Origin of the sequence: Phenylobacterium sp. (genome assembly GCF_030693805.1) — a bacterium.
Lineage (GTDB): Bacteria > Pseudomonadota > Alphaproteobacteria > Caulobacterales > Caulobacteraceae > Phenylobacterium.
This window is the reverse complement of the sequence record NZ_JAUXZW010000067.1, coordinates 1-16,310: the sequence shown is the minus strand read 5'-3', so window position 1 is coordinate 16,310 and position 16,310 is coordinate 1. Positions and strand designations below refer to the sequence as shown.

The 16,310-nt window shown below is 63.3% G+C and carries 17 protein-coding genes; 1 reads left to right on the top strand and 16 read right to left on the bottom strand.

Features of this window, described 5'->3' with window-relative positions; all coding sequences use genetic code 11:
• Positions 1 to 198: 198 nt before the first annotated feature.
• From Q8M88_RS02755 to Q8M88_RS02710, 10 genes are all read right to left on the bottom strand, one after another.
• Positions 199 to 690, bottom strand: coding sequence for a GreA/GreB family elongation factor (locus Q8M88_RS02755; RefSeq protein WP_305594719.1), 492 nt, complete (start codon positions 688 to 690; stop codon positions 199 to 201).
• Between the two features lie 553 nt (positions 691 to 1,243).
• Positions 1,244 to 1,684: a MarR family winged helix-turn-helix transcriptional regulator gene (locus tag Q8M88_RS02750; protein WP_305594718.1), complete on the bottom strand. Its 441-nt coding sequence runs from the start codon at positions 1,682 to 1,684 to the stop codon at positions 1,244 to 1,246.
• A 187-nt stretch (positions 1,685 to 1,871) separates the two neighbouring features.
• Positions 1,872 to 2,612: a carbonic anhydrase gene (locus tag Q8M88_RS02745; protein ID WP_305594717.1), complete on the bottom strand. Its 741-nt coding sequence runs from the start codon at positions 2,610 to 2,612 to the stop codon at positions 1,872 to 1,874.
• Positions 2,609 to 3,364, bottom strand: coding sequence for a Bax inhibitor-1/YccA family protein (locus Q8M88_RS02740; protein ID WP_305594716.1), 756 nt, complete (start codon positions 3,362 to 3,364; stop codon positions 2,609 to 2,611). The genes Q8M88_RS02745 and Q8M88_RS02740 overlap by 4 nt, the downstream gene beginning before the upstream one ends.
• A 27-nt stretch (positions 3,365 to 3,391) precedes the next feature.
• The gene (locus Q8M88_RS02735; RefSeq protein WP_305594715.1) at positions 3,392 to 3,976 is read right to left on the bottom strand and encodes a DUF6306 domain-containing protein; all 585 of its coding nucleotides are present in this window, start codon (positions 3,974 to 3,976) and stop codon (positions 3,392 to 3,394) included.
• Positions 3,976 to 4,614, bottom strand: a complete 639-nt coding sequence (locus tag Q8M88_RS02730) for a superoxide dismutase (RefSeq protein ID WP_305594714.1) — start codon at positions 4,612 to 4,614, stop codon at positions 3,976 to 3,978. The genes Q8M88_RS02735 and Q8M88_RS02730 overlap by 1 nt, the downstream gene beginning before the upstream one ends.
• Before the next feature lie 16 nt (positions 4,615 to 4,630).
• Positions 4,631 to 5,827: a cystathionine gamma-synthase gene (gene metB / locus Q8M88_RS02725; protein ID WP_305594713.1), complete on the bottom strand. Its 1,197-nt coding sequence runs from the start codon at positions 5,825 to 5,827 to the stop codon at positions 4,631 to 4,633.
• Between the two features lie 29 nt (positions 5,828 to 5,856).
• Positions 5,857 to 6,489, bottom strand: coding sequence for a peroxiredoxin (locus tag Q8M88_RS02720; RefSeq protein ID WP_305594712.1), 633 nt, complete (start codon positions 6,487 to 6,489; stop codon positions 5,857 to 5,859).
• Between the two features lie 31 nt (positions 6,490 to 6,520).
• Positions 6,521 to 8,263, bottom strand: coding sequence for an NADPH-dependent assimilatory sulfite reductase hemoprotein subunit (locus Q8M88_RS02715; RefSeq protein ID WP_305594711.1), 1,743 nt, complete (start codon positions 8,261 to 8,263; stop codon positions 6,521 to 6,523).
• 1 nt (position 8,264) lies between these two features.
• Positions 8,265 to 10,187, bottom strand: a complete 1,923-nt coding sequence (locus tag Q8M88_RS02710) for an assimilatory sulfite reductase (NADPH) flavoprotein subunit (protein ID WP_305594710.1) — start codon at positions 10,185 to 10,187, stop codon at positions 8,265 to 8,267.
• A 71-nt stretch (positions 10,188 to 10,258) separates the two neighbouring features.
• On the opposite strand from Q8M88_RS02710, the gene Q8M88_RS02705 reads away from it, so the two are divergent.
• Positions 10,259 to 11,143, top strand: coding sequence for a LysR family transcriptional regulator (locus Q8M88_RS02705; RefSeq protein ID WP_305594709.1), 885 nt, complete (start codon positions 10,259 to 10,261; stop codon positions 11,141 to 11,143).
• A gap of 632 nt (positions 11,144 to 11,775) precedes the next feature.
• Here Q8M88_RS02705 and mnhG read toward each other — a convergent pair.
• The 6 genes from mnhG to mbhE all read right to left on the bottom strand — a co-directional run.
• On the bottom strand, positions 11,776 to 12,156 hold the full coding sequence (gene mnhG / locus Q8M88_RS02700) for a monovalent cation/H(+) antiporter subunit G (RefSeq protein ID WP_305594708.1): 381 nt from the start codon (positions 12,154 to 12,156) through the stop codon (positions 11,776 to 11,778).
• Positions 12,153 to 12,434 carry a K+/H+ antiporter subunit F gene (locus tag Q8M88_RS02695; protein ID WP_305594707.1) on the bottom strand — a complete coding sequence of 94 codons (282 nt, stop codon included), beginning with the start codon at positions 12,432 to 12,434 and terminating at the stop codon, positions 12,153 to 12,155. Before Q8M88_RS02695 ends, mnhG begins: the two co-directional genes overlap by 4 nt.
• Complete coding sequence (locus tag Q8M88_RS02690) at positions 12,431 to 12,919, bottom strand: Na+/H+ antiporter subunit E (protein ID WP_305594706.1); 489 nt, start codon at positions 12,917 to 12,919, stop codon at positions 12,431 to 12,433. Before Q8M88_RS02690 ends, Q8M88_RS02695 begins: the two co-directional genes overlap by 4 nt.
• The gene (locus Q8M88_RS02685) at positions 12,916 to 14,496 is read right to left on the bottom strand and encodes a monovalent cation/H+ antiporter subunit D (RefSeq protein WP_305594705.1); all 1,581 of its coding nucleotides are present in this window, start codon (positions 14,494 to 14,496) and stop codon (positions 12,916 to 12,918) included. The genes Q8M88_RS02690 and Q8M88_RS02685 overlap by 4 nt, the downstream gene beginning before the upstream one ends.
• Positions 14,493 to 14,834, bottom strand: a complete 342-nt coding sequence (locus tag Q8M88_RS02680) for a Na+/H+ antiporter subunit C (RefSeq protein ID WP_305594704.1) — start codon at positions 14,832 to 14,834, stop codon at positions 14,493 to 14,495. Before Q8M88_RS02680 ends, Q8M88_RS02685 begins: the two co-directional genes overlap by 4 nt.
• Positions 14,834 to 16,310, bottom strand: a 1,477-nt coding sequence (mbhE, locus tag Q8M88_RS02675) for a hydrogen gas-evolving membrane-bound hydrogenase subunit E (RefSeq protein WP_305594703.1), incomplete at its 5' end; no start/stop codon positions are given. The genes mbhE and Q8M88_RS02680, both read right to left, overlap by 1 nt.

Genomic DNA, 16,310 nt, shown 5'->3' with positions numbered 1-16,310 from the left:
TGCAGCGACCTTGCGGTGCCAACACCATTTTCCTAAGCCAGGTCGCGTTCCGCCGACGTCAGGTCGAAAAACGCGAGTCCCTTATCAACGAAGTCGATGATTGTTCGAGGTGCCGACCAGCGCACCCTTGTTGGCGGGCGTAAGAGCTCAAAATCGACGAATTGCCCCCTGGCGTCATCCACTCACAAAACAACCTTGCTACGATGCGCGCGCCGGGGTCCCGGCGTCATTAAGCGTAAAGTCCGCCAACAACTCAGCCAGCGACATTCTCTTCGGCTTGTGCGGTGGCGGGGGCGCGACGCTGTCAACCCTCACGTGTCGCAGTTTGCCGTCGGCAGCCCGCCACTCGATCTCGTCACCGGCGCACAGTCCCACGAGGGCCGCGCCCAAGCTGCTCGCCACCGAAACCGTTGCATTTGAAGCCGGCTCCCTCGGAAACACCAAGCGGACAGATCGAGATTCACCGCTGATGAGATCGGTGAACCAAACGCACGAGCCCATCCGGATTAACCCCGCTGGCGCTTTGTGCGACGGCAGCAGCGTGGCGCGTTCGAGCTCTTCCCACAGAAGATTCAGTCCGACAGTTTCTCGTGCGGAGCTGCACACTAAGTCTGCCAACGGGTCGTATTCGCGGTCGACCACGAAAATCTTCGGCCGAGCGCTAGGGGGCGCTCCGAGCACGTCAATCATGGCGTACCTCCATCAGGCGCGGATTCACGAGCCTGGACCGTGGCTCCGCGCAGTCCATCCACTGATGCCAATGTAGATAGTAAGTCGGACTATAGATTTAAGGGGTACTCGCCTCATAAATCCGTGACCTATCTGTGCCTTACTGTAGATATCGGATTCCGCTTGATCTTGTGACCAACGATCGTCTTATTGACGTATATAACTCCATCTTTGCGCAATAAGATAATTCTTTCACGACTAATGTACGAGAAGTACAGACTGGCAAACTTCGGCAAAGGTCACGTCGAGAGCGTTAAGTGAGTCCTTCAAAGGCACCTTCCGAACAGGCACAACCTCAGCGAATGGTTCGACGTCAGAGGCGGTCTTGATAGCGCAGACTACGCCTCAGCATCTTTCGCGAAGTCTCTTTGCCCTATTCGGAGCGGTTCTTTGATAAGCCGCGCCTCGGTTAGGGCCGGCTGCTAGCGCGCTTCGGCCCGGGCGACGCGCACCCACGGACAGTAAGGCGCAATCGAATTGGCCCTGCATCATGCCGTCCAGCCGCTGCTCAGTCTCATTCGCTGCGGTCCAGTTGCTGCAAAAGCTGGGAGAACGTGGGTGCAATTGCGCGCAGTTCTTCCAAATTATTGGCCGAAAGAGCGGAAAGAATCGCCTCGCCGGCTTCGGTGAGCGACATCATAACCTTGCGTCGATCGTCGTCGGCTGAAGTCCTTTGTACGAGGCCAGCTTTCACCAATCGACTGACCAGTTCGACGGCGCTGTGGTGCTTGACTAGCAATAGGTTGGCGAGATCGCCAATCGATGGCGCGCCCGCTGGATGATGCGTCTTGATAGCCAGCAGGGCTTGATGTTGGTGCGACGTCAGGCCGACGGAGCGCGCGCCCGCGGCGGCGAAGGCGAGATAGCGCCTCACGCCGTGCCGGAATGTCGCCAGCGCCTGATACTCTGCACCCGTGAGGACCGGTGGATGCCGAGATTGATTGTTCTTATCCATCGTTCATCCCAGCTGAGCGGCGTGCGACAGTCCTACTCATCGGGACTTGAATGACATTGGTCACATCGTCATGCGATATAAATCTAGTGCCTGCCCCCCCTAAGCCGCCTTTTGCCCGTTCGCGCACGGTCTCAGCGCTTAAGCCGTTGGCTGTCTTTGACGGGCGCCACGCTCGCCTGGCCTTCTATCAGGTGGCAGGTCGCTCGCCCTCATCCCGCGCTGCGGCGAACTGACCGTCCGGCTGGAGAATGTAGAGCGTACCGTGCCGGATATCGAAGTAGCCGCCATGGATGGAGAGACGGCTCGCGCTGACCCCTTCCACTACCCAGGGGAAGGTGAGCAGATTTTCGAGCGAAAGGCGCACCGTGGCCTCTTCGCACGCCTTGTGTCGGTCCTCCGGCGTGTCGCAGTCCGCCGTCATCGACTTTGCGTCCTTGGCCAGATCCATCCATCGCGTGGCGAAGTCGAATCCGACCGGCGGCGGATCGTCGAGCAGCATCTTCACGCCCCCGCACATGCCATGGCCGAGGACCAGGATGCGGCCCACGTCCAGGACTCGAACCGCGAACTCAATCGCAGCGCTGGTGCCGTGGTGAGCCTCGTCGTGCTCATGGGGCGGGACGAGGTTGGTGACATTGCGGACAACGAAGAGCTCGCCAGGGCGGGCGCCAAGAATCATTTGCGGATCAACCCGGCTGTCTGAGCAGGCGATGACCAAGGAGTGAGGCTGCTGGCCATGGGTCGCGGTCAGCTCAAATCGCTCGCGCTCCCTTGGCCATTCCGTCGTGCGAAAGCGCCGGTAGCCATCAATGAGCGGTTTGAGTCGAACTTCTGCAGGTTCCTGACCGCCCCGACGGTCGTTGAAGGTCTGGCGATCTTGATGCGCAGACGTCGAATGCCCGCCTGGTGAACGCGGCGTTTCGCTCACCGACGACCTCCGATGAGCGCCAGCAGGAACTGGAAGAGATTGATGAAGTCGAGATAGAGGCTCAACGCGCCGAGGTCCGCCGCCGCGCTCATGGCTCCGGTGTCGTGCTGACTCACCTGGTAGAAGCTCTTCAGTCGCTGGGTGTCGTGGGCGATCAAGCCAGCGAAGATGGTCACGCCCACTGCATTTACCGCAAAGCCTATGATGGGGCTCTGGAGGAAAATGTTCAGTCCGATGACCATCAGCAACCCGACGAGACCAGTTACCCAGAAGCTTCCCACGGCGCTGAGGTTACGCTCCGTGCAATAACCCCACAGACTGAGCGCTCCGAACCCGGCGGCACTCGCGGCGAAAGCCGTCGCGACCGAAGTGGTGGTATACACGAGGACGGTAACCCCGAGCGACGCGCCGATCGTGGTGACGATCGACCAGTAGAGCACCCGCGCCCGCGCCGCACTCAGCTGGGCCTTCATACCAAACCCGATCATGGCGATGAGAGGCGACAGCACGGTCGCCGCACCGAGACCTGTCAGTCCGATGAAACGGCCCGTGTCGGGCGTGGTCTTGAACAACAGGTCGCGCACCGCTGGAACACTTGAGGTCAGGTAGGCTAAGCCAGCTGAGACCAGAAGGCCTAGCGCCACCTTGTTGTAGACCCCGATCATGAACGCTCGAAGCTTGGGGTCGACCGCCGTGGCGGTGTCGACGCCGGCCGAGACCGGGTGAGTTAAGCTCCTGTCGGTGTTGTCCATGACCTTATGTCCTTTCATGGCTCCGGTTTATGACGCCTGGGCGTCGGGTCTGTTGCGGGCCCTGACTAAACCCGCAAGGGTAGATTCCGCCTGAGTGACGTTGTGGTCATGTGCGGCGAGCATCGCGAGCAGCGCCCCATGGAGTTGGTCGTCACGGATCCTGGGCAGCAGGGCTTTAAGCTTACGGATCACCCAGGCCTGGCCGCGGTTGACGAACGCGAAGCGCGCCTCGATATCGACGATGCTCATGGCCTGGTCGTAGAAGCCGCCTACGGCCTGTGACGGGTCGGCATTCAACGCCTTGAGAGCCCCGATCAGCATCTTGCACCAGCGTATCTCATCACGCTGAATGACGCCGGCCAAATCCTTCAATTCCGGCGGCTCAGCTTCGGCGACAAGGTGCGCCGCAACCTGTGCGCCCGCACGTTCGGCCTCCAACAGGATGTTGAGTTCGGCCACAAGGCCGTCGCGGTCGAGGAAGCCCATGTACGCATCCACCGCCTTGTCGGCATAACAGACCGGCGAGCTCACTTCGATGATCGCCGCCTTGTCCCTATCATCGACGCCTTGGCGTGCGGGCTCCTGAGCGGTTGCTTCCGTCGGCTGGCCCATCACACCGTCTCCGCCGCTGGATAGCGCCAGGTTGGCGCGCCACTCTTGGCGTTCGTATATTGCCGTTCGACGAAATCCCAGTTGACCAGAAGATCCCACCAAGCGTCGAGGAACCCGATCCGGTCGTTCTTATGGTCGAGATAATAGGCGTGCTCCCAGACATCGCAGACCAACAGCGGCGTGGCGCCCGCGACCGTAAGTGGCGTCGCGGCGTCATGGGTGGAGGTCACCGCCAACTGCCCTTCTTTTAAGGTCAGCCAGACCCAACCGGAACCGAAGTGCCCGCCCCCCTCCGCCGTGAACGCCTTGCGCAGTTCAGAAGGGCCGCCGAACGCGGCACCGATCGCCTGAGCCAATTCGGCGCTGGGCTGTGCGCCACCAGGCCGCATGCATTCCCAGAAGAAACCGTGGTTCCACGCCTGTGCAGCATTGTTGAAGAGTTTGTGGGCGCCGGCCCGGTCGGCCCCCAACACCACCTCCTCAAGTGACTGCGAGGGTGCATCGGTCTGCGCCAGAAGGTCGTTGGTGACCTGGACGTAGCGCGCATGATGCTTGCCGTGGTGGGTGCGCAGCGTCGTCTCGGAGATCACAGGCGCCAAGTCGCCGTAGCCGTAGGGAAGGTCGTGCAATCGGAACATGGCTAAGCTTTCTGATCTAATTGATGGACATGATGGTGTTTTCGATCGCGCTGGCCGACGGGATCGCCTGCAAGGCTTGGTCAAGGTCGGCCAGCAGATCGAGCTGGTCCTCCAGACCCACGGAGAGCCGCAGGAGGCCCGCGCCGATCCCTGCGGCTTGGCGCGCCTCGGCGCTCATGCCGGCGTGGGTCATGCTCTGCGGATGGGCGACGAGGCTCTCGACACCGCCCAAGGACTCGGCGAGCACAAAGACCTTGAGGGCTCCGAGGAACGCCCGCACGCTCTCGGCGCCCCCCTCGAGCTCGAAGCTCAACATGGCCCCGAAGCCACTCTGCTGGCGGCGCGCGATCCGGTGACCCGGATGGTTCGGCAGGCCGGGATAGTGGACCGCTTTCACTCCGGGCTGGCCCACCAGGAAAGTCGCGACCGCGCCCGCGTTGCGCTGTTGTTGTTCGATCCGGGGAAAGAGCGTGCGCAGGCCGCGCAGGGTCAGGTAGCTGTCGAAGGGCGCGCCCCCGACGCCGGTGATGTTGGCCCAGTCGGCGAGCGCCTTTGCGGCGTCTGCACTTGCGGCGATCACGGCGCCGCCGACGACGTCGGAATGGCCGTTCAGATACTTTGTCGTCGAATGAACGACGAAGTCCGCGCCCAGGGAGATGGGGCGCTGCAAGGCCGGCGACAGGAACGTGTTGTCGACAACGACCTTGGCGCCTTCCGCGTGGGCCAGTCCCGCGAGGCTGGCGATATCGACGACCCGCATCAGCGGATTGCTAGGGGTTTCGATCAGCACCAGCGAGGGCGCGCTCTCGAGCGCCACCGCCATCGCCAGCTCGTCTGACTGATCGACGAAGGCGACCCCGAAGTGCCCCTTCTCCGCCCGCACCGCCAGCAGCCGATAGGTGCCCCAATAGCAGTCGTGCGGCGCGAGGATCAGATCGTCAGGCCCCAGTGGCGAGAGCACTAAATCGATAGCCGCCATCCCGCTGGCGGTCACCACGGCCCCGGCTCCGCCTTCGAGCTTGGCCAGGGTATCGGCCAGCAGGTCCCGCGTGGGGTTGGCTGAGCGGGTATAGGTGTAGGGTCCCTCCCGTTCGAAGCCGTCGAAGGCGAAGGTGCTGGTCAGATAGAGCGGGGGTGTCACCGCCCCGAAGGCCGCATCGCCGCCGATGCCGTTGGAGGCGGCTATGGTCTGCGGCGACTTGGGTTTCGACATGGGCGGCATCCTTTCGAAGGCGGCTGGGTCTAGTCGGGCAGTTGCACGACGCGCAGATATGGCTTCAGCCTCTTCCAGCCCTGCGGGAAGCGCTCCTTGGCCTGTTCGTCCGACAGGCTGGGGACGATGATCACAGGCTGGCCTTTCTCCCAGTTGACCGGCGTAGCCACCTTCTCGCGATCGGTGAGCTGCAGGCTGTCGATGGTGCGCAGGATCTCCACGAAGTTGCGTCCAGCACTCGGCGGATAGGTGAGGATCAGCCGGATTTTCTTGTTGGGATCGACGACGTAGACCGCGCGCACGGTCAGGGTTGCATCGCTCTCCGGATGGATCATCCCGTAGAGCGTCGCGACCTTGAGGTCGGCGTCCGCCAGGATCGGATAGTTGACCGCCTGGCCTTGCGTCTCGGCGATGTCGCCGCACCATGCGTGGTGCGAGTCCACCGGATCGACTGAGAGCGCGATCGGTTTGACCCCGCGCTTGTCCCATTCGGGCTTCAACCGGGCCACCTCGCCCAGCTCGGTCGTGCAGACCGGGGTGAAGTCCTTGGGATGGCTGAAGAGGATGCCCCAGGAGTCCCCGAGCCACTCGTGGAAGCGGATGGGGCCTTCGGTGCTTTGTTGTTGAAAGTCCGGGGCCACTTGGCCCAGTTGCAACGACATTGGCGTCTCCTGTTCGAGCTGACGCCGCGCGTCAGGTGTTGAAATCCCGGCCGGCCCTGACCTCCGGGACATAGCCGGCGCGAATAGCGAAATCGCCGAAGGGCTCGCCGGCCAGTCGATCCTCCGCATAGTGGGCGATGATGGCTTCGAGGCGCTCGAGGATGGCGGTCTCGCCGGCGTTCTCGAGGTCCATCTTGTTGAGCCGCTGGCCGTGGAAACCGCCCCCCAGGTAGAGGTTGTATTTCCCGGGCGCCCGGCCGGTCAGACCGATCTCTGCGATGTAGGGCCGCGAGCAGCCGTTCGGGCAGCCGCTGAGACGTAGGGTGATCGGCTCGGCCTGCAGGCCATGAGCCGTCAGGATCGCTTCAAGCTTGCTGGTGAAGGCGGGAAGGTAGCGCTCGGCTTCGGCCATCGCGAGGCCGCAGGTGGGCAGGGCGACGCAGGCGATCGCGTTCAGCCGCAGGCCGCTCTGATGATTTGCGCTGGACAGGCCATGCGCCTCCAGGATGGCGTCGATCTCCGTCCGGTCACGAGCGGCGACATTGGTGATCATCAGGTTCTGGTTCGGCGTGAGCCGCATCCAGCCTCGGTGCAGGCTTGCAACCTCCCGCAGCGCGTCGAGCAGCGTGCGACCAGGCCGATTGTCTAGCCGGCCGCTCTCGACGAACAGGGTGTAGTGGTGGCGGCCATCCTCGCCGCGGGTCCAGCCGAAGGTGTCGCCGTTCGACGTGAACTCATAGGGGCGTGCGGCCTGCAAAGGAAAGCCGAGCCGCGCTTCGATCTCCGCCTTGATCCAGTCGAGGCCCTTGTCATCGATGGTGTATTTGAAGCGGGCGCGCGACCGATCCAGCCGATCGCCAAAGTCGCGTTGTACGGACATGACGGCGTCGATGACCGCCATGGTCTTGTCCGCCCGCACGAACCCGATGAGGTCGGCCAGCCGCGGATAGGTGGCGTGCGCCTGGTCTGTGCGGCCCATGCCGCCGCCGATGACAATATTGAAGCCTTCGAGCCCGTCAGGGCCGCCGATGGCGATGAAGCCGAGGTCCTGGGTGTAGACGTCGATGTCGTTGGTCGGCGGGATGACGTAGCCGATCTTGAACTTCCGCGGCATATACGTCTTGCCGTAGAAGGGCTCCTCCGGATCGGACCCAGCCACGCGCTGCTTGTCGTACCAGATTTCGTGATAGGCCGGCATGCGGGGGATCGCGTGGTCACTGGCCTGGGTGGCAAGGGCATAGACCCGAGCATGCAGCGCCGACAGGCTCGGATTGACCGAGCACATGACACCGCGCGCATCGTCACCGCAGGCCGCGATGGTATCCAGTAGCGCCTCGTGAAGCCCCTGGATCGTCGACTTCAGGTCTCGCTTCAGGATCCAATGGAACTGGAAAGTCTGGCGCGTGGTGATGCGCAGAGTCTCGCCGCCATAGGCGCGCGCGAGCTCATCGAGCTTCAGCCACTGTTCGGAACTGCACACCCCACCCGCCAGCCGGACGCGCACCATGAACTGATAGGCGGGCTCCAGCTTCTGGCGGCGGCGTTCATCGCAAATGTCCCGGTCATCCTGCTGATAGATGCCCTGGAACTTCATTAGCTTGATGTCTGATTCACTCACCGCGCCGGTGATCCGGTCCAGCAGACTGAGCACAATGCCGCCGCGCAACTGGTCGCTGTTGGCTTTCAGGGTTTCGTCCGGCCCGAGGCGCTCGAGCGGCTGGGAGACATCGCGGCTGCGGTCGGTGGGGCCGTGAGCTTCGGTCAGGTTCGCCATCTCAGTAGACGTCCCGCTGATAGCGATGGTCGCGCTGGAAGCCGCGCAGGTGATCTTCTGCGGCTTCCGGGTTCATTCGGCCTTGCTGCTGCAGGATATCGGACAGGGCCGCATGGACGTCGGGCGCTAGCCGGGCGGCGTCTCCGCAGACGTAGACATGCGCCCCATCCTGCAACCAGGCGAACACGTCAGCCGCGTTTTCGCGAAGCCGGTCCTGCACGTAGATCTTGTGGGTCTCGTCGCGCGAGAACGCCACGTCCATGCGCGTGAGCAGCCCGTCCTTCAGATGAGTCTGCCATTCTGTTTGGTAGAGGAAGTCGGTGCGGAAGTTGCGCTCGCCGAACACCAGCCATGACGGGCCGGCGCCACTCTGGGCTTCTCGCTGCTGCAGAAAGGCCCGGTAAGGCGCGACGCCGGTGCCCGCGCCCACCATCAGGATCGGAGTCTCCGGATCCTCCGGCAGGCGGAAGTGGGGGTTCGCCTGCACATAGACGGGCAGCACGCTGTCCACCGGCGCTCGATCGGCCAGATGGCCGGACGCGACGCCGCTGCGCGCCAGGCCATGCACCTCGTACCGCACGGTCGAGACCGTCAAGTGCGCTTCGTCGCCGACGGCCGCCGGGCTTGAGGCGATAGAGTAGAGTCTCGGCTGCAGGGGGCGCAGGCCCGCGATGAAGACCTGGGGATCAAGCCCCTTGACCGGATAGGCGCGCACCAGATCGAGGATCTGGTTGGTGCGCAGGAAGGTCGCGCGCTCCCCGACGTTCTCCTGGCGCGTCAGCACTTTCAGCGCTGGAGCGTCGCTGAGACTCGCCCAGTGGTCGAGGAACCGCGGCGTGATCGCCGTGATCTCCAGATCGCGCATCAGCGCCTCGCCAAGCGCGATTGTCCCCGCCTTGAGATTGACCGTCGCCGCCTCGGCGAAGCCCAAGGCGCCCAGCAGTTTTTCCGCGAGGACCGGGTCGTTGCGTGGGACGATCCCGAGCGCGTCGCCGGGTTCGAAGGTCAGTCCGGAGCCTTGCAGGGACAGTTCCACATGCCGGGTTTCCTTGCTCGAGCCACGGCCTGTCAGGGTGAGGTTGTCGATCACGGGCGCTGGAAAGGGGTGACGCTTGTCGAAAACGGCCGCCGTCGCATGGGTGGACTGCGGGATCGGCGGAGGGCCGGTCCGGGCGACGGCGACCGCCCTCCCCGCGCCCGTGGCTGGTGCGGGCGCGAACGCCGCCAGCGCGGCAGCGATCCAGCCGGCCGCCGGCTCGTCGTAGTCGACATCACACTCGATGCGTGGCTGAACGCGCTTGGCCCCCAGTTCCTCCAGGCGACGGTCGAGCCGGCGGCCCGCCTCACAGAACTGTTCGTAGGTGGAATCGCCCAGGGCGAGGACCGCGAAGCGCAGATCTGGCAGAGCTGGCGCCTTGCGGCTTTCAAGGTACTCGAAGAAATCCGCGGCCGATTGCGGAGGGTCGCCCTCGCCGTGGGTGCTGGAGATCAGGAGCAAATCTTGCTCCTCCTTCAGACGCCGCACCTTGTAGTCGCCCATGTCCCAGAGAGACGGTGTCAGGCCGAGATTTCGAAGCCCGGCCTCCAGCGTTCGCGCGAGGTCAGCCGAATTGCCGGTCTCGCTGGCGTACAGGATCGTCACTGTGCGCGACGAGCCGCCTGCGATGTCTTGAGGCGCCGGGGTCTCGAGAGCGGAAGCGCCACAGCGGCTGGCCTCGTCAAAACCTGCGAAATAGCCGCTCACCCACGCCATCTGCTGTGGAGACAGCGCAACCGCCAAGGTCCGGATATGTGTCCACTGGTCCGCCGTCAGGCCGGGTCCGGGGAGCTCTGCAATCGTCATCTCGCGCCGGTCCTCGAGGCAGCCGCTACCGCCCCATGACGACGGGCCGCCGCTCTCCACGGAGAGGTCCACGAGCGTCATACTGAGACGTCGAGTTTCAGCAGACAAACGAATGCTATTGCGGTTTTAACGCAAAGATGTTGCACTGAACTATGGACATCAGTCTGGCGCGAACCTTCCTGGAGGTGGTCTCAACCGGCAGCTTCGTCGGCGCGGCGGACCGGTTGCACTTGACGCAGACGGCCATCAGCGCCCGCATCCGTTTGCTCGAAGACCAGATCGGTCGCCGCCTTTTCGTGCGCAATCGCGCGGGCGCCCGACTCACGCCCGCGGGAGAACGGTTCCGGCATCATGCCGCTACGCTCGTCCAGGTTTGGGAACGGGCTCGCGCCCAGGTCGCATTGCCGCCCGGGCGGGACAATCTTGTGGGTATCGGCGGTGAGTTCAGCCTGTGGAGCCCGCTTTTTGCCGACTGGCTTCTGTGGATGCGCCACGAATGTCCGGACCTCGCCATCCGCGCGGAGGTCGACACCGCCGGACGCCTCCTTGACCGTGTGCAGGACGGATCCTTGGACGTGGCGGTCCTCTACAACCCGCCGCAGCGGCCGGAGTTGGTGCTCGAACTCATCAACGAGGAAAAGCTCGTCCTGGTGACCACAGCCGAGGACGGCGTGCTGGGGCCGGAAGACTACGTCTACGTCGATTGGGGCGGCCCGTTCTCGGCAAGCCACGAGACCGCGTTTCCGGAACTGGCCAATGCGGCGGTCTCAATCTCGTTGGGGCCGCTGGCGCTCAGCTATATCCTGAGCGTCGGCGGGGCCGCGTATTTCCGTTCGGCGATCGTGCGACCGTACCTCGAGAGCCAGCAACTCCGCCTGGTGGACGGCGCGCCGGAGTTCTCCTATTCCGTGTACGCGGTCTATTCGACCCGAAGCAGCGGCGACGTGATCGAGCGCGTGCGCGCCGGCCTGCGTATCTGTGCGGGACACGCCGCCGGTCCGCGGCCCCGGCGTCGCGCCGTCGACCAGGCCGGCTAGATCTTGGCCGCATCGCTCGGTTGCTGTCACTTGCCTCTCTCAGCCTCTCGGGTTCACACGCGCCGGCGTCAGCCCGGCCCTGCAGAGTAATAAGCAATCAGATTCGCGAAAGCGCCCGCGGTGAAGCTAAAAGCCATGATCATAACGCCTCCGATGCGTAGCACAGAGGCCACCCCTTCAGACGGTGAGTTTTCGACGTTAACTACTCTCTGAGTAAGGGAACGATCAGAGGGCCGCACGCGCGCGATCAAGGCTCTCACTGTCTCCTGGCGAAAGGCCAGATGAAATCCTACAAGAACGAAAAACGCGACTAATGTATTGATTATATAAAGAGACATATAAATTCTCCTTCTAGACTGCACTATCCACGGCCGACCCTCACACAACCCGAAAGCCCCCATCCTCAGATGTCTCATTGATCCACCTGGCTGCGCAGTCAATTATATCGGCATACGATATATATATACCCCCTGACCACGCCTCACAAGCGGGGCACAATGAAAGAAGCGGCAGGTCTCGCTCGGCCATCGCCTGAACGAGCGCGCAGCACCATCCGGCAGAGCGTTATGTGAACAAGCGCGCCCCGTGGGCGAAGCCAACTTAAGTCGTAGTCCTAGGCGTGCCGACGGAGGTCATTCTTCAGGAGGCCGACGATCCGTGGCGGCGGATGGCTTCAGGCTCGGCACAGCGGCGTCTCCGGCCTGTCGGTCCCGGTAGAGCGCGGCCCTCACGACCAACATCAGACTGATCGGCGTGGTCAGTGTGAGGAACACAGCGATCAGCGCTTCGTGCAGAGCCAGGCGCTCTTGCGTAACAGAGAAGTACAACGTCGAACTCACCAGGATGAGGAACATGCCCAGCGTTGTGCCAAGTGTCGGGGCATGGACGCGTTGATAGAACGACCCCAACCGCACGAGGCCGATCGTGCCGGTCAGCACCAGGAGAGCGCCCGCAAGGACTCCTGCTGAGACGACAACGGCAGCCCAAACAGGCAGCTCGGCCGTGGCGTTCATTCCACCACCTCTCCTCGCATGAGGAATTTGCCAAAAGCGACCGTGCTGGCGAAGCCTAGGAGGGCGATGATCAAGCTTGCTTCAAAGTAGTTCGTGCTGCCGGTGCGAACGCCCAAGGTGATGAGCAGGAGCATTCCCGCGACATAGAAGGCGTCGAGGCCGATCACCCGGTCCTGCGCCCTAGGACCGCGTATGATCCGAAAGAGGCAAAGCCCCATAGCCAAGGCTAGCATGGCCTGGGCAACGCTGATGGACGTGGTCAGGATTAGGGCGCTCATTCAAAGATCTCCCGCAAGGGGCGCTCGTAGCGTTCGGTCACGGTGCTGATCCAAATCGCCTCGTCAACCAAGTCAAACACGTGGATCAGTAAGACACGCTCCTTGTCGTCGTAACTCATCCAGATAGTGCCAGGTGTGGAGGTGATGATGCAGGCTAGGACGGCGAGGCCGTAGCCGTTGCTGAGTTCAAGCGGCACCTGCACGAAGCCGGAAGTGATCTTTCGGTGGCCTCCACTCAGTATGATCCTGAATACGGCGATGTTTGAGCGCAAGACGTCCCAGGCTACGCGAGCAGCGAGGACGAGGATCAGACGATGGTTCCGGACCCTGACTGGCGGGAGATCGAGCGGTCGCATGAGCGCTGACAGAGCCACGGCAAGAATCGCGCCCAGGATAAGATGGCCCGGAGCCACGCTTTGGTTCAACAGTAGCCAAGCGCCCAGGATGAACGCGCTCATGGCCGGGTATGGCAGCAAACGCTTCATGGGGTTGTCTCCGCGCCCAGAACCGTACGTACATAGTAGGAGGGCGTGTGCAGCTGCGCGGCGGCACGATGCGCGAAGCTTGAAGGAGCTTGCAGCTGGACCGTCAAGGCCAGAAAGACAAGTAGCAGCGCGCCGACGGGGGCCATCTCAGTCAGCCTAAAGGCGGGCGGAACGCGGTCAGATTCCACCCACCAAATCTGGATCCCAGCCCGCACCAAGGCGATCAGCACCAGCAGGCTGGCGGCGATCAACAGAGTGACCAACAGAACGCCTTGCCAAGTCTCCATCTCGTCCATGAGTGGGATTAGAATTGCGACTTTGGCGAAGAAGCCAGGGAGCGGTGGAATGCCCGCGACCACGAGGGTGATCGCGAGAAAAGCCGCGCTGAGGATGCCCACGGGGGCGGTGATCACCACAACGCGCTCGTCTTCTTCGGTGTGGATCCCGTCATCGGCCGGATCGTCATCCTCCAGCCGACCAGGAACCTTGAACACGTCGCCACGCTCATCCGCTATCAACCCCACGATTAGGTATAGGGCGGCCGCGCCGAGGGTTGAGATCATCATATAAAGCAGCGCACCTGCGGTGATGGCGGGACTGCCGAAGCTAATCGCCGCCAGCAGGGTGCCGGCTGAGATGACGAGATTGTAGCCACCGAGCCGGCCAAGATCGCGCACGGCCAGCACCCCGACCAGCCCTGCGCCGATCGTCAACGCGCCCACAGCGAAAAGCCATTCACCGCCAAAGCCGCTCGAAGGACCGGCGTCGGGCCCAAACAGCAGCAGAGACAAACGCAAGAGGACGTAGACGCCCACCTTGGTCATGATGGCGAAGAGAGCCGCCACCGGCGGCGATGCAGCATCGTAGGTTCTCGGGAGCCAGAACCCCAGCGGCCAGGCTGCGGCCTTCGCCAGGAAGGCCATGCCTAAGATGGCAGCCCCCGCCTGGACCAGGCTTCGCGTGTGGGGCGCCGCCGCAGCGATCCGCTCGGCGAGGACGGCCATGTTGAGCGTCCCGGTGACGCCGAAGATCATGCTGACCCCGATCAGGAACAGCAGCGATGCCCCCAGATTGATGACAATGTAATGCAGGCCGGCCTTCACCCGCTGCGGGCCCGAACCGTGCAGCAGCAGGCCATAAGACGCGGCCAGTAAAACTTCAAAAAAGACGAAGAGGTTGAACAGGTCGCCGGTCAAAAAGGCGCCGTTCAACCCCATGAGCAGGAATTGCACAAGGGCGTAGAAGTAAGGCCCATGCCGCGACCAGCGGCTGAGCGCAAAGACAGTGCTTACCAACCCCAGAGTTGCGGCGAGGACCAGCATAAGGGCTGAGAGGCGATCGGCGACCAAAACGATCGCGATGTATGCGGGCCAGTCGCCCACGCCATAGGCGCGGCTGAGTCCGCCGGCGTCGGCATCCGTCAACACGACGAGGGCGATCGCGTTCAGCAGCAGCGCGGCACAGCCGCCGATAGCTAGACCCGCCTCCCACCGGCGGCGGCGCGCGCCCAGGAACAGCATCACCGCACCGACCGCCAGGGGCATCACTACCGGGGTGACGACCAGGTGCTCGATCATGCGTCGGGCTCCTCGCCGTCCACATGATCTCCGCCCGTGAAGCCTCTTGAGGCCAGTACGACCACCAGCAACAGCGCCGTGGTCGCGAAGCCGATGACAATAGCGGTGAGTACCAGCGCTTGCGGTAAAGGATCGGCGTACCCCGCCAGATTGCCAGTCGTGCTTTTGAGCACGGGTTCAGCGCCTATCCGCAAGCCCCCCGTCGAGAAGATGAACAGGTTGACGGCATAGGATATCAGCGTCAGCCCGACGATGACCTGGAATGTCCGCGACCGCAGAATCAGCCAGACCCCTGCGGCCGTGAGCACGCCAATTGCCGTTGCGAGGACGAGCTCCATCAGGCCCATCCTCCCGGCGGCTGCACATCTGCGAGCGGCTTCCTCGCCCTACGCGGACCGCGCAGCGACTGGTGGGCGATAGCGATGAGCATCAGGGAGGTAGCGCCGACCACCAGGATGAAGACGCCAAGGTCGAACAAGATCGCCGTCGGCAACGGAAGGCGCCCAAGCACCGGCACATCAAGATAGCGGAAATAGGAAGTCAGGAAGGGATAGCCGAAAATCATCGAGCCCGCGCCAGTCGCCAGGGCGACCAGCAGGCCTACGCCGATCCAGCGGACTGGGGCGACACGGAAACGCGCCTCGACCCAACGAACTCCGCCGGCCATGTAAAGAAGAATGAGGGCGGCCGAGACCGTCAGGCCCGCGGAGAAACCGCCACCGGGCAGGTCGTGCCCCCGCATGAACAGATGGATGGCGAACAGCAGGATGACTGGCACCATCAACCTGATGATTATACCAGGCACATGGAGATATTGCGCCAGGGTGTGCCCACGTCCCCGATCGGAATCGTCGTCGTCCTGTAGGTCCTGGGTCTCCTGCTGAAGCGGCGCGGCGACGCTTTCCTCTCCTGGCCGGAAGCGTCGCAACAAGGCGAAAACCGAGAGAGCGACGATGGCCAGGACCGTGATCTCGCCGAGAGTGTCGAAGGCGCGGAAATCCACGAGGATGACATTGACAACATTGCGCCCGCCGCCGTCGGTGTAGGCCTTGCTTAGGAAGAACTGGGATATGGAATCGTCGACGGGGTGCATCATCACCGCATAAGCTAGGACGGCCATGCCAAGGCCCGCGACCACCGCGACACACGCATCCCGGGCGCGCCGCAGGCGTACGGCCGGGGACCGGTCCGTCGCGTCTCTCAGACGGGGCGGCAACCAACGCAGACCCAGCAGAATTAGGATCGTGGTCACCACCTCGACCAGCAGCTGGGTCGCCGCCAGGTCAGGGGCGGAGAGCCACACGAAGCTGATACAGGACGTTAGGCCTGCCCCGCCTGCCGCGATGAGCGCGGCCAGCCGGTGGAACTTGGCGAAGGCCGCCGCCGTGATCGCGCAGGCCCCGCCGATGAGCCACAGCAGCGCAAAAGGTGCGTCAGTTGGGGAGACGCCCAGACCACGTAAGGCGACCGGCGCGGCCGTCAGGCTTACGTTCGCAGCGAGCAGCGTCACAAGCGCCAGAAGCAGCATCTGAGGCTGCAGCCGACTGGAGGGAAAACGTCGCTCGACCCATCGCGGCAGCTGCTCAGTGGTCGCCTGCAGCACCCTTTCAAAGAGTTTGGCGAAGTTGATAGAGCGCACCGCCGACGGGGTTGGCGAGAAACGCAACCGGTCTCGGAAGAGGCTGTAGAGCAGCACGCCGCCGCCAAGCGCGACCATGCTCATCATGAGCGCCGGCGTCAGGCCGTGCCAAAGGGCCAGGGTGAACAACGGGGTCTGCTTGCCGAGCACTGCCAGGGCGGCTGTGCGCAGATAG